Genomic DNA, 16705 nt, shown 5'->3' on the forward strand with positions numbered 1-16705 from the left:
TTGAAAAGCGGAAAAGGAGCTTGCCCGGTGAAACGGTGTCAAGCTCTTTTTTTATGTGCGGATAGAGAGTACAACAGGCTTTCTGTTCCGTCTTTGATATAGAAATACTCGCAATGTGTGTTTGAATCATGTTAAAAGCAGGGTGTTATGTTACGAAGTTATAGAAAAAATAATAATTTAGCGACCAAATGAATCAACTAAAGAAACTATTTGCAGTGGCAGCATTGACTGCATGTGTGTTGCCTGTGGCGGCACAGTATCCTGTAATTCCTGATTCGGTAAAAATCAGAGGAGAAGAACAACAAAAGGAAATAGACCGGAAATCGGATGAGGCATGGGCGAAAGCATTACCTGTAGTAATGTCCGAGGCTGCTCAAGGACGTCCTTATAAACCATGGGCATCCAAACCGGAGGATTTAATAAAGAGCAACATACCTGCCTTTCCCGGGGCAGAAGGGGGAGGGGCCTATACTCCCGGTGGACGTGGAGGAAAAGTAATTGTGGTCAATTCGCTGGCCGACAGTGGGCCCGGAACATTGCGTGAGGCATGTGAGACCGGTGGCGCGCGTATTGTTGTGTTCAATGTTTCGGGCGTTATCCGGCTGAAAACTCCTATAAACGTCCGTGCTCCGTATATCACTATTGCAGGTCAGACAGCTCCGGGGGATGGGGTTTGTGTAACAGGAGCCTCTTTCCTGCTTGATACGCATGATATTATTATCCGCCATATGCGTTTCCGTCGGGGGGCGCAGGATGTGTTCTTCCGGGATGATGCTTTGGGAGGTAACTGTGTGGGTAATGTTATTATCGATCACTGCTCTGCCAGTTGGGGACTGGATGAAAACATGTCTGTTTACCGCCATGTATACAATCGCGATTCCACAGGGCATGGTCTGAAGCTTCCTACTGTCAACATAACTATTCAGAACTCTATTTTTTCGGAAGCTTTGGATTGTTACAATCATGCTTTCGGGGCGACTATAGGTGGGCATAACAGTATGTTTTGCCGTAACTTGTTCGCATCCAATATCAGCCGTAACTGTTCCATTGGCATGAATGAGGATTTTAATCTGGTAAACAATGTGACTTTTAATTGGTGGAACCGTTCTGTTGACGGGGGAGATGAAACCAGCCGTTTGAATATTATTAATAATTATTTTAAACCGGGGCCTATCACTCCGAAAGATAAGCCGATTGCCCACCGGATTGTGAAACCCGAATCAAGTCGTGACAAGAAGAAACCGGATACATTTGGTAAAGCGTATGTAGCCGGAAATGTAGTGGAAGGTAATGCGCGTGTGACAAAGAATAATTGGGATGGCGGCGTGCAGGTGTACGATATGCCGGACGCAGGGAAGTTTACAGATCAAATTCGTGTAAACGAGCCTTTCTCAATGCCCCATGTGACTATTATGGATGCCAAAACTGCCTATAATTATGTATTGGAAAATGCCGGGGCTACTTTCCCTAAAAGGGATGCGGTGGATGCCCGTGTGATGAAGACGGTGAAGACAGGGAAAGCTATTTACGTGAAAGACGCTCCTGAATTCGTTAGTACTTATGTAAAAAGACGTCTTCCTGTTGACTCTTATAAACAAGGTATCATTACAGATCCCCGTCAGGTAGGTGGCTTGCCCGAATATAAAGGTACGCCTGTGGTTGATACGGATGGTGATGGTATGCCGGATGTCTGGGAGGTGAGATACGGACTCAATCCTAATGATCCGGGTGATGCGGTGAAAGATTGTAATGGCGACGGGTATACCAATATTGAAAAATACATTAATGGCATAGATCCTGCAAAGAAAGTGGATTGGACGGATATAAAGAACAATCATGATACTTTGGCAAAACGTAAAAGTTTGATGTAAAATGAATTATAAGTTATTATTATTTGGATTTTTAAGTTTGGGGTTTGCGCGGATTTCTGCGCAAACCTTTCCTTTACAGGTGAAGGAAGAAAAACTGACTTATGTGACTGATGAACGCGGAAACCGTATTCTAGATTATTCTTCTTGCGGTTACCGTAACTCGGAATACCCTATACCTGATGTGGCGAATGCCGTTTTTGTTTCATGGAAGCCTGGGGATAATTCCTCTCGTATTCAGCGCGCCATTGACTATGTATCTTCATTGGCTTTGGATAAAAATGGTTTTCGTGGGGCTGTTTTGCTGGATAAAGGAACTTTTGAATTGAATGAGAGCTTGCGTATTTCTGTGTCGGGAGTCGTGCTGCGCGGCAGTGACAGGGAACAGACCGTATTGTTGAAAAAGGGAGTGGACAGAGGAGCTTTGCTTTATATTGAAGGGCGGAATGATTTGGCTGTTACGGATACCTTGGATGTGTTGACATCATACGTTCCTGTAAATACTTGTACTTTTCAGGTAACCAATAATGTACAGCTGGTTTCCGGAGAGCGGGTCCGGATTGTCCGCCCCTCTACGAAAGAATGGATTGCTTCTGTCGGTTGTGATATTTTTGGCGGAGGTATTTCCGCTTTGGGCTGGAAAGAAGGAGAGATGGATTTGGTTTGGGATAGGTCGGTAAGTAAGGCGGATGGAAACCAATTGACTTTGGATGCTCCTTTGACAATGGCTTTGGATAATAAATGGGGAACTGTCAAAGTGTTACGTTATAGTTGGCCGGGCAGAATCGCAGAAGCAGGTTTGGAGAATCTGACATTGGCTTCTGACTATGATAAGAAGTATCCTAAAGATGAGGATCATTGCTGGACGGGGGTATCTATAGAAAATGCCGAAAACTGTTGGGTGCGCAGGGTAAATTTTAAGCACTTTGCAGGAAGTGCTGTGATTGTACAGCGTACCGGCTCTAAAACAACTGTAGAAGATTGTGTATCCACAGAACCTGTTTCAGAGATAGGTGGAATGCGTCGCAGTACATTTTATACTATGGGGCAGCAGACACTTTTTCAGCGTTGTTATTCTAAACAGGGTATTCATGATTTCTCAGCCGGATTTTGTGCGGCAGGTCCGAATGCTTTTGTACAGTGTGATTCGGAAGAGTCGTTAGGATTCAGCGGTTCTATTGATTCCTGGGCTTGCGGGTTATTATTTGATGTGGTAAACATTGATGGCCATGATTTGGTGTTTAAGAATTTGGGACAGGATAAAAATGGTGCCGGTTGGAATACAGGCAACAGTCTTTTCTGGCAATGTACAGCTGCCGGGATAGAGTGTTATTCACCGGCAAGAGATGCGGTAAACCGTGCATACGGTTGTTGGGCGCAATTCTCGGGTGACGGCCAATGGGCGGAATCAAATAATCACGTACATCCCCGCAGCTTGTTTTATGCACAGTTGGCGGCACGTTTGAATAAAGATTGTTCTGACCAGGCACGTATTCTTCCCAGGGCTACCAACGCAACCAGCAGTCCTACCGTAGAAGCGGCAATGGAGATGGCAAAGGAAGCTTATACTCCCCGTCTTACTATGCAAAAATGGATTGAGGAAGCACCTTATACAGCCAGTGTGTCTTCCGGAAAACTGAAATCTTTAGAAGATTTGAAGTTCAAGACACCTATATATAAGGAAAAAGAGGATCATCTGTTTGCCATTATTAATGGACGTATGCAGGTGGATGGCCGGTTACTGGTAGGCGGCAGGCAGGAGGTTCCTTGGTGGAATGGGAAACTGAGGACCAGCTTCTTGTCTAAAGCCAAGCCACATGTTACCCGTTTCGTGCCGGGACGCGAAGGACTTGGGCTGACGGATAGAATTGATTCTACGGTGAATTATATGGTGAAGAATCAGATTTTGGTTTTAGATCATAATTACGGTTTGTGGTATGAGCGTCGTCGTGACGATCATGAGCGTGTCCGTCGCCGTGATGGAGATGTGTGGGGGCCATTCTACGAACAACCGTTTGCCCGCAGTGGAGAAGGTACTGCTTGGGAAGGATTGAGCAAGTATGATTTGAACCGTCCCAATGCATGGTATTGGAACCGGTTGAAGCAGTTTGCCGAAAAAGGGGCGGAGAAAGGTCTTTTGCTTTTCCATGAGAATTACTTCCAGCATAATATCTTGGAGGCGGGAGCACATTGGGTAGACTGTCCTTGGCGGTCGGCCAATAATATCAATCAGACCGATATGCCTGAACCTGTTCCTTTTGCCGGTGACAAACGTATCTTTGTAGCGGATATGTTTTATGATATCAGTCATCCGGTACGTCGTGAGTTTCATAGAAAGTATATTCGCCAATGCTTGGATAATTTTGCCGATGATGCAAATGTGGTACAACTGATCAGTGCGGAGTTTACCGGTCCGTTGCATTTTGTACAATTCTGGCTGGATGTGATAGGAGAGTGGGAGAAAGAAACCGGTAAGAAAGCGACCGTGGCGTTAAGTGCGACAAAGGATGTTCAAGATGCCATTCTGAATGATACGCAGCGTGCGAAATTAGTTGACATTATTGATATTCGTTACTGGCACTATAAAGTGGATGGTCTTTATGCTCCCGAAGGTGGAAAGAACCTGGCTCCCCGTCAGCATGCCCGTAAAATGAAAGTAGGTAAGGTTACTTTTGATGAAGCTTATCGGGCGGTGAGTGAATATCGTAAGAAGTTCCCGGAAAAAGCGGTTACTTACTATGCGCAGAATTATCCGGATATGGCTTGGGCTGTCTTCATGGCAAGTGGCTCTTGCCCGGTTGTTCCGGTTGCCGATGAAAGCTTTTTAACTGATGCGGCTGCTATGGATATGGAGGATACTGGTACAAATAAGTATCAGAAACTGGTAAAATCTGGTATTGGAAGTATCATTTATTCCCATTCTGCAACAGATATTCCTGTTCATTTATCACCTGGGAAATACATATTGAAGTCTGTTGATCCGAAGACCGGAGCAATAACGGTGATTGCTAAACGATTGAATATTAAAGATATATATATGCTTAAAGCAGAGGAAAACAAAGATTGTATTTATTGGTTTCATAGAATTTAGTACATGGAAGGAGAACCGGACTTATTTTGGTTCTCCTTTTTAATGAAAATCTGTATTATTTAGCATATATGTTTTTCAGCAGGTTATCTGTTTTTTCGGTCCAATAATCAAATATTACCTAAAAAAGTAGCGTATCCTCCCTAGTTTTGCATCATCATCAAAACAACCTATAATTAGTATACTGTGATGGAACAAAACTTAAATGATAAGACAGCTTGCTTGGTAACCGCTTTCCAATCGGGAGATGTAAGTGCATTCTCTACATTATATGATATGCATATTAATCTTCTATTTAATTATGGATGTAAGTTAACTACTGACAAAGAATTGTTGAAGGACTGCATTCATGATGTCTTTGTAAAATTGTATACAAAGAAGGCTGAATTGGGTATCATTGACAACTTCAAATCATACCTCCTCATTTCCTTGAAAAACAAGTTATGTGATGAACTTCGCAGACGGATGTTCATGTCGGAAACGGCTGTTGAGGAACTGAATCCCGTTGCAGCAGGTGATGATGTAGAACATCAATATTTGGAAAAGGAAAAAAGTTGTTTTGAAAATATAAAAGTAAAACATTTGTTGGCTCAATTATCTCCGCGCCAACGTGAGGCACTTACCTTATATTATATAGAAGAGAAGAAATATGAAGATATTTGTACCATTATGGATATGAATTACCAGTCGGTACGAAATTTGATGCATAGAGGTATTACAAGATTAAGGGAATTGGTAGGATAATATTTTAAGTTTTCAGGTGAGTACAACTTTGAACCACTATCCGTCATAATGAAAAATGATTGTAACGTGGATACAAAAAAGATGTATAGCAAGGTAGAAGACTTTTTGAAGGATGACGACTTTATCAAGTATGTTCTGGATGATGCTCCTGAATCAGCTTTTCATTGGGATAAGCTTTTAAAGGAGCACGCAGAACTGCTGAAAGTATTTGAAGAGGCCAAGAATGTATTATTGGTTTCTGATGAAGCAATGGAAGTAATGACTTTATCTGAAGAAAGAAAACTAAAACATCGTATTTTTACTACATTAGAGATAAATAATATGGATTATTAATTAATTTGTTAACCATAGAAAAATGAGAAAAGACATGAAGAAATGTCCTAAGCCGTTGGGTTACGGAATCAGACGAACACCTGTTGTGTTAGGATTATCAGCTGCATTATGTATGCCGGCTGCTTTTTCGTATGCAAATGTGGGTGGTAGAATGGATAGTGAGTCGGTGCAGTCTGTTTTGCAAACGCATACAGTTAAAGGTACAATAGTGGATGAAACAGGAGAACCGTTGATTGGTGTGTCCGTGATAGTGAAAGGACAAGCTACTGTTGGAACGATTACTGATTTCGATGGAAATTTCGTTTTAGATATTCCTACAGGTAAGGGGATGCTTGAGGTATCGTATATCGGTTATAAAACTCAGACTGTGACCATAGGTAAGAACACCCAGATCACTATTAAGATGGAACCGGATACTCAGGCTTTGGAAGAAGTGGTAGTTATTGGTTATGGTGCTGTTAAGAAACGGGATTTGACTGGCGCTGTTTCTTCCGTTAAAAATGAGGATATAACTTTGACACCTGCTACTAATCCTATGCAAGCACTTCAAGGACGTGTTGCAGGGTTGGATATAACTCAGGCCTCAGGGCAACCGGGTGAAGGGCCTAAATTGCAATTGCGTGGAACTCGTTCATTTACAGCTAGCGGTGATCCTATGTTTATTATTGATGGTATGCCGGGTGATTATTCTACATTGAATCCTAATGATATTGAGTCTATTGAAGTTTTGAAAGATGCTTCTTCGACAGCTGTTTATGGTGCGGCAGGTGCCAATGGTGTTATTATAATTACTACTAAAAGTGGTAAAGCAGGAAAAATTAATATCAATTTGAATGCCTATGTCGGTTTCAACGGATGGGCCACGGTTCCTGAGATGCGTAGTGGTGACAGTTATATCAATGTACTTCGTGAAGCAAACCAAATTGCCGGAACATATTCTACGGATGAGGCATTATTTTCTTCCCCCGAAGCTTATAAGGCACATTTGAACGGACAATATATAGACTGGGCTGATGAACTGTTGCAGACTGGCGTTACACAAAATTATAGCTTGTCGGTTTCAGGAGGTACGGAAAAAACAAAAGCATATTTCTCTTTAAACTTCTCAGATGAGCAGGGACAATTTACAGGTGATGATTATAAAGTATATTCTACCAATATGCGTATTGACCATGAAATAAAAAAATGGTTAAGTGTTGGTGTGAATATGCAAGGATCTTATGTCTATAGAAATAAAGCATATTCCAGATTTATTAATTCATTAGTGTCTGTTCCTTTGGGAACCGTTTACAATGAAGATGGAAGTATCAATGTAACTCCGGTTCCGGGTGATGGAAATACTATTAATTTATTATTGAATCAAGATAAAAGTGTATACCGTGATAACAATCAAAATTTCAAGCTGTTTTTAAATCCTTATATTGAGATTCGTCCCTTTAAAGGAATGACTATCCAGTCACGGTTGAACGCTAGTTTAGGGTACGATAAAAAGAATTATTTCCAAGGTATCGGTTCCTATCAATATTATGCATCAGATGGTCCTAATGCTTCTGGTACTTCTGCTAGTGTTTATGCCCAGATTGATCAGAACAGAAGCTATAATTATAAATGGGAAAACATTTTCACTTATAATTTTAATATCAAGAAAGACCATGAATTTACTGTAACAGCAGTTACCTCATGGAATCATAATCAAACGGATAAGTCTTGGCAAAAGCAGGATAATATAAAGAATAATTCGTACTTATGGCATAACATGGATGGTACGGGAATTGTTTATTCCAATTATACTATGTCTAAAGGGCTAGGTTTGGTAGGACGTATCAATTATTCGTATTTAGGTAAGTATTTATTCTCTGCATCGGTTCGTCAAGATGGATCTTCAAGACTGGCAAAAGGTAATAAATGGAGTACTTTCCCAGCCGTGTCTTTAGGATGGAGAATATCGGACGAGAAATTTATGCAAGGGACCAGTAACTGGATGAATAATTTGAAACTGCGTTTGGGTTATGGTGTGACTGGTGCAGCATCTATTGATCCCTATTCTTCTGTTGCGACTGTAGAATTGGATGGATATTATAGTTTGGGCGGTCAAAAAACAAACAGCTATAAATTTTCAGAGAATGTAGCGAATGCTGATTTGACTTGGGAAAGATCTCATAACTGGAATATTGGTTTGGATGCATCTTTCTTCAATAACCGTATTGATTTAAGTGCCGATTATTATATAACAAATACGGATGGTGTAATTTGGAAGCAGAATTTGCCGGTTGTCAATGGTGCGTACAATGCTTCTAAGTTATATTATATGAGCAAGAACATTGCAAAGACACAGAATCATGGTTTGGAATTAACATTGAATACACGTAATATTGTTAATAAAGAATTTACATGGACTTCTGCTTTGACTTTCACTTTGAATAATGAAAAAGTAAAATCATTGATAGGCGGTACGGCAGACCATGTTAAGAATGAAGACTATTACTTGTCTATAGGTTATCCTGTAAATTCATTCTATGCTCCAAAAATTGATGGTATGTGGCAGTTGGGTGAAGAAACAGATGCAGCAGCATTTGGCTGTGCTCCTGGTGATATTAAAATCAATGTGCCAGGAATGATTAAGGAAGCCGATGGTAAGTTCTATAAAGTAGGGGATGATGGTCAGCCTTTGACTGACAAGAATGGAGATATTATCTATTATACTAAAGATAATAAATATACTTATAGTGACGCTGATTCGCAAGTATTAGGTCACAATGCTCCCAAATGGACGATGGGTTTCCAAAATTCATTCACATACAAGAATTTTGATTTGACTATTTATGCCTATTTCCGTTGGGGACAGATGATTAATTATGAAATGTTAGGTTGGTATGATTCAACAGGTAAGGGTAATTTCCCTACTTATTTTAACTATTGGACGGAATCTAATCCTTCAAATGATTTCCCGGCATTAAATGCTAATCGTGAAACGAAAAGTTATATAGGATATGGTAGTTTGAATTATGTAGATGGTTCATTCTTTAAAATAAAGAATATTACTTTAGGATATACCTTCCCGGAACGTTTGTTGAAAAATGCCGGCATCAGCAAATGCCGTTTATATGCTACTATTACTAACCCATTGACCGTTGCTAAAAGTCATTTGTTGAAAGATTATGATCCTGAAATGAATGGTGCTTTGAAGTATCCATTATCCAAGCAACTGGTATTTGGTGTGAATGTTTCATTCTAACAAAAACATTAAAGACAAAAGACAATGAAAAGATCATTATATAACATGGCTTTAGCCATTTGCACAGCAGCAGCTATGTACTCATGTTCTTTGGATGAATATAATCCTAGCGATACATCTGGAGAAGGAGAGTTGAAAACTGTAGAAGGCTTGAAAAATTTGGGTACTTATTGCTATTCTCCACTTTATGACCAAATGTTTTCTGCTTCCGATTATTTGGCTGTAGCGGAAACCGGTACAGATTTATGGCTTACCCAAAATAATAAAACAACATTGCAGCAATTGTTCTATTATGAAGGGTTGACTACTAGTACTAATGCTACAGACAAACTGTTTTCTCAAGCTTATGCTTGTATTAATACTTGTAATGCAGTGATAAATCGTGCAGCAGATGTAACTGAGGGAGATAAGAATGTACTGAAAGTTGTAGTAGCTGAAGCAAAGTGTTTGCGTGCTTATTATTATTTGGTACTTGTGACCAATTATGGCAATGTGACGTTAGTAACTACAGAGTCAACAGATACCAAAATAATGAATCCCACTCGCTCGTCACAGGAGGAAATTTACAATCTTATTATAACTGATTTGCAAGAAGCTGCTGCTGACTTGAATACAACTCCTATGGATGGTAATTATGCCCGGGTAACAAAGAAAGCTGCTTTAGGTTTGTTGGCTAGAGCTTATGCGCAGGGAGCAGGTGAAGGTTTAAGCGAAAATGGTGTTTCTTATTGGCAGCGTGCGAAAGAAGTTGCAGAAGACTTGATTGCCAATATGGCTTCTTATAATGCATATTTGTATGATGATGTTGAAGATGTATGGGCACAAAGTAATAATCGTAACAATAAAGAAGCTTTGTTTATAGCTTCGGGACCCCAGGCAGGAACTGATGCTTTTACATATGGTTCGTATGGAGCGAATAAATTATTTACTTTCACATTCTGTGATCCTAATAAATTGAGTGATATTTATCCTGTGGGCAGTAAGCAAAATTACTTCTATGGTCGTGTGAATAATAATTATTATGCGCCTTCTAAATATTTAGTGGACTGTTTTGATGCACGTTATGATAAACGTTGGGAAAACTCATTTACAACAGCTTTTTCTCTGTTCTCCATGGTACAGGCTGGATGGCGCACATACGATGATAAGAATGCAACAATTACATTAACTGAAGATTTGTGCACTAAGTATGGTATTGATTCTAAATTTGTAGGAAAGAAGATATATCCATATGTTGATGTTAATGCTATTAATCTAGGTTCTAATGGTGGTAATCAATATGTTGCCAGTGTATGGCCTAAAGGAGAATATTCTGGTGATGTCAATAAATTGGTTAAAGTGAAGAATCCTTATGTGAATCCTTATCCATTAGCAGAGGATGAAGATCGTTTTATCGTTTATTTATCAAAAGAGTATTTGAGTGATGCTGAAAAAGCAAAGCGAGGATATATTTGTGTGAACATTGATGATTTGTTTGCAGCAGATGGTAAATACAAGGAAACATTTATTGATGCCCAGCAGACAAATACCTATACTTTATTTCCTTCATTGAATAAGTTTAATTTTAATTTCGAGGGAGGTTTTTATGGAAGTAATTTGCAATGCAAAACTGGTGACATGTTTATTATGCGTATGGCTGAAGTGTATCTGATTGCGGCTGAAGCGGAAGAACGTTTGGGAAATGGTGCAAAAGCAGCTGAGTATTTGAATGTTCTTCGTAAGCGTGCTTGTCGTAATGAAGCTGATTTCGAAGCTAATATGAAATTGACTACTGCTACAGAGGATGATGTGTTGGATGAATATGCTCGTGAATTGTGTGGTGAGTTTACCCGTTGGGCTTTACTGAAACGACATAAAGCTTTTGAAACTCGATTGCCTAAATATAATCCTCGTGCTGCCGTAAATTTTAGCCAAAAGAATTATTTACGTCCTATCTCATATACATTCTTAAATCAGATAGAGAACTCTGCTGAATACGGTACTAATGGTTATTAATATAATTTTTTGATAGTGACATAAAAGGGGGATATTTCCATTTCGGAAAATCCTCCTTTTTTATTTGTTAATATGATGAGGTCTTTGGTCTTTTGATTATCGGGATGTTCTGTCTTTTCGTATATAAAGATTGGAGGTGGTTTCTATGTAATCCTTTTATGTTCTTATAAATAATCGGAGCATGGCTTTGAATTGAAGCCTCACAGTAACACTACGGTAGATATAAATTGTGCACGAATGGGAGTTGGAGGGAGATAATTCGTGGGGCTACCTGTATTAGAATCTTATCGGCTAAAATCAGGTATTTATAAATTTAAGTTTGCGATTCAGTTAAAAATAAATACTAAATGAAAGAAATTATACTTTTGTTTTAACGTATTTTTATGATTGAGTTTGGGTACAGGGGCTTTTTACATGCGTCATTTAAATAGATATAATAAAATAAACTTTTGTTGACTATTATAATAGAAATAAAAAGCATGAAAAAAAGTCCGAAACAAAATTGGGAAAGTAATATCAGACGTACTCCCATTATTTTAGGGTTATCGGCAGCATTATGTATGCCGTCTGCATTTTCTTATGCAAATGCAAGTGACCCTGTTGCCGGTGAATTGGTTCAGTCTGTCCAGCAAGGACGTACTGTTACAGGTAAAATCATAGATGACACAGGGGAGCCGTTAATTGGTGTATCCGTACTGGTGAAAGGTACAACGGTGGGTACGATTACCGACTTTGACGGTAATTATTCTTTGGAAGTTCCTTCAGGTAAGCATATTCTCGTCATATCTTATATAGGATATAAAACGCAGGATATAACGGTAGGAAAAAGCAATCAGCTGAACATTAAAATGGAGGCCGATACGCAGGCTTTGGATGAAGTGGTCGTTGTGGGTTATGGCGTGATGAAGAAACGTGACCTTACAGGTTCTATTGCTTCAGTGAAGGCGGCTGATATTGTAAAATCACCGGCATCTAATGCCATGGAAGCATTGCAGGGGCAGGTTCCGGGTTTGGATATTGTACGTAATTCAGGTAAGGCTACTTCGGGTGTAACCATTAATATCCGTGGACAGCGTTCACTGTCCGATGTGAAAGATGAGTTTGGTAACAATGTTGCCAATGCTCCGCTGTTTATCATTGATGGTATGCAGGGAGGTGATTTCTCGGATATTGCTCCGGCTGATATTGAATCTATCGAAGTGCTGAAAGATGCTTCTTCTACGGCAATTTATGGTTCGCAAGGTGCTAATGGGGTAATCATTATCACCACCAAGAAAGGTGCGCAAGGTAAAACAAAGTTTTCTTATAATGGTTATTTTGGTGTAAACGGGTGGGCGCAATATCCTGATATGCTGAGTGGGGAAGACTATATGCAGGTGCGTCGTGAAGCTGCTCGTACTGGCGGTCAGTGGAATTCTACCGCCGATGACCAGAAACTTTTCACTGTGGAGGAATGGCAGGCCATTCAGAACGGTGAGTGGACTGACTGGATAGATGAGGTGCTTCATACAGGGCTTGTTCAAAGCCATCAGGTTACAGCTTCGGGCGGTACGGAAAAGACAACCGCGATGTTGTCTGCCGGATATTATCAGGAAAAGGGTTCTTTCAAAAATGATAAAATGGATAAGTACAACTTGCGTATGAACATTGAGCACAAGTTGGGCAAGACCGTGAAAGTAGGAGCGACCACACAGATCACTCATTATGCACAGGATGAGCGTGCCGAGAATGTGTTATGGCGTGCTGCTACTAATGCACCTCTTGGTAAAGCATACGATGAAGACGGTAAAGTGGTGGAATATCCATTAGGAAAGAATGGACAGGTGAGTCCGTTGGTGGATGAGGCATCTGAAGTGGCTGCAAGACATCATGTGCTGAAAACCAATTTGATAGCCAATGGGTATCTGGATTTTACCCCTATTGAAGGATTGACTTTCCGTTCTAATTTAGGAACCAATTATGCTTTTTATCGTAAGCAGGATTTTGAAGGGGCCGGTTCTATTGACCGTTTGGGACAGAATTCAACGTCACTGTCCAAAATCAAATCTTCCGAAAAGAGTTTTGTGAATTGGGATAATATTATCAGTTATAACAAAACCGTCAAAGATCATACTTTTGGTGCCACTGCATTGACTTCGTGGACACAATCCAAATATACATCGGTGAATGCACAAGGTGAAGGCCAGTTGGTTGATTCTTATTTATGGCATAATCTGGGAGCCAATGATAAAAGCTCTTATGTAATCGGATCGGATTATATACAGCATCAGACTTTCTCGTATGCTTTGCGCTTCAACTATAGTTATAAAGGCCGCTATATGTTGACGGTTTCCAATCGTTGGGATGGTGACTCACGTTTGTCTAAAGGCAATAAATGGGCAAGTTTCCCTTCAGTAGCTGCTGCATGGCGCATTAGTGATGAAGCATTCTTGAAGAATGTGGAAGCCCTTAGCAACTTGAAGTTGCGCTTAAGTTGGGGTAAGACAGGTAACTCGGGTATCATGGCTTACGGAACTCAGTCGGGCTTGACTCCGAAAACAAACTCTGCTTTCCAGGATAATGGCTATACCTATTATATATACAATGAATATGTGGGTAATGAGAATGTAGGCTGGGAGATGTCCAATACCTGGGATCTAGGTTTTGATATCGGTTTGTTCAATAACCGTATTTCGGCTGTTGTCGATTTATACCAGACAAAGACTACTGATATCCTGTTGCCCCGTACTTTGCCTACTTCCATGGGTGGTAGTAACGCAACTCCGTTCAAGATGTATCAAAATATCGGTGCAACCATGAACCGTGGTATTGAAGTATCGGTAAATACCGTCAATGTGGATAACAAAAACTTTAAGTGGAACTCCACCCTTACCTTTGCTGCCAATCATGAGGAAATTACCGATTTGATTGATGGTAAGGATATCATTGGCGCCGAATCATCCATTACCAGTAGTTTGCTGATTGGCCGTCCTTTGCGTTCCTATCATTATTTTATCAATCAGGGAATATGGCAGGAAAATGAAGCAGAGGAAGCTGCCAAATATTTTAAAGATGCAAAGAAGACACAGTCTTTTAAGCCGGGTGATATAAAATTGCAGGATTTGGATGGCAACTTTATTATTGATGATAATGACAGGACTTATCTCGGCAGCCAGTCTCCAAAATGGACGGGAGGACTCAATAATAACTTTAGTTATAAGAATTTCGATCTGAATGTATATATTATAGCTCGTTGGGGACAGATGATTGACTATGAACTGGCAGGTGCTTACGATCCTCAGGGAAAAGGAAACTTCCCCGCATATTTGAACTATTGGACACCGGAAAACCCGTCAAATGATTTTCCGCGTCCGGCTCAGACCAATTTCTATAACTATCTGGGATACGAGTCTTTGAATTACATTGACGGTTCTTATTGGAAGATCAAGACTGTATCACTGGGTTATACATTCCCCAAATCGTTGACTTCCAAATTGGGTGTGTCCAAACTTCGTGCATATGTCACTGCCAATAACCTCTTCTCTTTTGCCAAGAATCATTTGATTCAGGATTACGATGCAGAACGCGGAGGATCGGCTAAAGCTCCGTTGCAGCGTCAGTTTATATTTGGTTTGAATCTTGATTTCTAACAGATAAAAAAGAAATAACTATCATGAAATACAATAAGAAATATCTATTTGCAGCATGTGCCGCCCTGTTGTTGGGCATGCAATCATGTGATTTGGAGGAATACAATCCTGCCGGAAGTACCCCGGATAATGTGTACAAAGAACAGGCCGGTTTTGAGGCCCTTGTCAATTCGGCTTATGCTTTTTGGGGCGGTCAGTTTTATGGACGTGAAGATTTTGTGTTATTACTGAACGGTGGTGGCGACCTTTGGATCAATATTGCCAATTGCGGTTATGGCCGTCAGATGTCCAAATATGAAGAATTGACAGCTTCGGTTGGTCAGATTAAGAATACGTGGAATCGTCTGTATGAAATTATAAACGACTGTAATGCCGGTTTGGAACGGATTGACCAAGTGGAATTCAAAGACAAGAAACTGAGAGATATCCGTTTTGGTGAATTAAGTTTCATGCGTGCTTACGCTTATTGGCATTTGGTTGAAATTTACGGTAACGTGGATCTTAGAACCAAAGAAACTTCTGCCGAAAGTCTTTCAATGAACTGTTATCGCAGCAGCTATGAAGATTTGTATGATTTAATGCTGGCCGATGCACAGAATGCGGTGGATAATCTGCCCGTTGATCCTTATCCTGTTAAAGATGTAGGTCGTGCGACCTCAAAAGCGGCTTATGGTTTATTAGCGCGCATCGCACTGACACGGGTTTCCTATTGTGACAGTCAGGCAGACAAAGACAAATATTATAAAATCGCTGAGGATGCGGCTCAATATGTGATTGATAATCAGAATGCGTTGAAAGTATCTTTGTATGATACGCCTGACGAAGTCTTTGATCCGGATAATAATAAAACGAATAAAGAGGCTATGTTCGTTGTGACCCACTCTACCGAGTCCTCATTGAATATGCAGGCTAAAAACCCGAACCGTATGCATATGTATTTCCATGCCAGTTATTCGGCAAGAGCAGGTATGGTGCAGGATTATGAATATGGAAATGATAAGAATGCCAAGTCGGGCAGTATGGCGATGATGCCTACCCGTTATTTGTTGGAATTGTATAATGAGAATATAGATGCCCGTTACAATGCCTGGTTCCGTGAAGAGTATAAACTGAATACACCCAAAGCTTATGCCTGGACTAAGGATCAGTTGGACTATTTTGAAAAACCGTCATCTATGATTGGTCAGGTTATTCAGCCGGGAGAAACAGCGCTGCTTTTCACCAAGAAGAAGATTGCCGACAAACGTAACTTGCCATACGCTGTCGTCGATATCGATGATACCTATGCAGCCGATGGAAGTGTCAGCAAGAGTGCCAACTTTAACATTCACTTCCCGACCTTGCTGAAGTACGAAGATGCGAATTTTGAAAACAAAGGATTGCCTACCAATTCGCAGGTAGGTGCAAATGATGTGATTACCATGCGTTTGCCCGAAATGTATTTCATTGTTGCCGAATGTGAGATCATGAAGTCCGGAGGAAATAAGGAGATAGCTAAAGCACGTATCAATGACATACGCAGACGTGCGGCTGTACCGGGCAAGGAAGCTGAAATGGAGGTAGGAGTGGACAAGATGACGATCGACTTTATTTTGGAAGAAAGAGCACGTGAGTATTGCGGCGAATTTATGCGCTGGTTTGATTTGAAGAGAACCGGAAAATTGGTAGAATATGTGAAAGCTCATAATCCGGATATTCCTTTGATCCAACCGCATCATGCATGGCGTCCTATTCCTCAGATGTTTCTGGACTCTATCTTGAATCCGGATGAATTTGGTCAGAATGAGGGATATAATTAATGAATATGAAAACA

General features: G+C 40.4%; 8 protein-coding genes. All 8 read left to right on the top strand.

The annotated features are described in order from the left end of the window. Positions 1–188 precede the first annotated feature (188 nt). The 8 genes from AB5062_RS02390 (at position 189) to AB5062_RS02425 (ending at position 16691) form a co-directional block, all read left to right on the top strand. Positions 189–1871 (top strand): polysaccharide lyase, encoded by a 1683-nt coding sequence (locus AB5062_RS02390; RefSeq protein WP_005844680.1) that lies wholly within the window; start codon positions 189–191, stop codon positions 1869–1871. A gap of 1 nt (position 1872) precedes the next feature. Next, positions 1873–4959 carry a DUF6298 domain-containing protein gene (locus AB5062_RS02395; protein WP_117885015.1) on the top strand — a complete coding sequence of 1029 codons (3087 nt, stop codon included), beginning with the start codon at positions 1873–1875 and terminating at the stop codon, positions 4957–4959. Positions 4960–5145: 186 nt separating this feature from the next. After that, positions 5146–5700, top strand: a complete 555-nt coding sequence (locus AB5062_RS02400; RefSeq protein WP_005844675.1) for an RNA polymerase sigma factor — start codon at positions 5146–5148, stop codon at positions 5698–5700. Positions 5701–5748: 48 nt separating this feature from the next. Next, positions 5749–6033, top strand: a complete 285-nt coding sequence (locus tag AB5062_RS02405; protein ID WP_032938975.1) for a hypothetical protein — start codon at positions 5749–5751, stop codon at positions 6031–6033. Positions 6034–6067: 34 nt separating this feature from the next. Then, positions 6068–9268: a TonB-dependent receptor gene (locus tag AB5062_RS02410; RefSeq protein ID WP_005844670.1), complete on the top strand. Its 3201-nt coding sequence runs from the start codon at positions 6068–6070 to the stop codon at positions 9266–9268. Positions 9269–9292: 24 nt separating this feature from the next. After that, the gene (locus tag AB5062_RS02415) at positions 9293–11263 is read left to right on the top strand and encodes a RagB/SusD family nutrient uptake outer membrane protein (RefSeq protein WP_005844668.1); all 1971 of its coding nucleotides are present in this window, start codon (positions 9293–9295) and stop codon (positions 11261–11263) included. A 479-nt stretch (positions 11264–11742) separates the two neighbouring features. Then, the gene (locus AB5062_RS02420) at positions 11743–14892 is read left to right on the top strand and encodes a TonB-dependent receptor (RefSeq protein WP_154577220.1); all 3150 of its coding nucleotides are present in this window, start codon (positions 11743–11745) and stop codon (positions 14890–14892) included. Positions 14893–14915: 23 nt separating this feature from the next. Then, complete coding sequence (locus tag AB5062_RS02425; protein WP_032945002.1) at positions 14916–16691, top strand: RagB/SusD family nutrient uptake outer membrane protein; 1776 nt, start codon at positions 14916–14918, stop codon at positions 16689–16691. Positions 16692–16705 lie beyond the last annotated feature (14 nt).

This window comes from Phocaeicola sp. RTP21359st1_B8_RTP21360_211022, assembly GCF_040911965.1.
Classification (GTDB): domain Bacteria; phylum Bacteroidota; class Bacteroidia; order Bacteroidales; family Bacteroidaceae; genus Phocaeicola; species Phocaeicola vulgatus.

Bases quoted from the DNA above. Each gene is read 5' to 3' on its own strand.
- AB5062_RS02415 (WP_005844668.1), top strand. From the start codon at position 9,293: ATGAAAAGATCATTATATAACATGGCTTTAGCCATTTGCACAGCAGCA.
- AB5062_RS02410 (WP_005844670.1), top strand. From the start codon at position 6,068: ATGAAGAAATGTCCTAAGCCGTTGGGTTACGGAATCAGACGAACACCT.
- AB5062_RS02400 (WP_005844675.1), top strand. From the start codon at position 5,146: ATGGAACAAAACTTAAATGATAAGACAGCTTGCTTGGTAACCGCTTTC.
- AB5062_RS02395 (WP_117885015.1), top strand. From the start codon at position 1,873: ATGAATTATAAGTTATTATTATTTGGATTTTTAAGTTTGGGGTTTGCG.
- AB5062_RS02390 (WP_005844680.1), top strand. From the start codon at position 189: ATGAATCAACTAAAGAAACTATTTGCAGTGGCAGCATTGACTGCATGT.
- AB5062_RS02405 (WP_032938975.1), top strand. From the start codon at position 5,749: ATGAAAAATGATTGTAACGTGGATACAAAAAAGATGTATAGCAAGGTA.
- AB5062_RS02420 (WP_154577220.1), top strand. From the start codon at position 11,743: ATGAAAAAAAGTCCGAAACAAAATTGGGAAAGTAATATCAGACGTACT.
- AB5062_RS02425 (WP_032945002.1), top strand. From the start codon at position 14,916: ATGAAATACAATAAGAAATATCTATTTGCAGCATGTGCCGCCCTGTTG.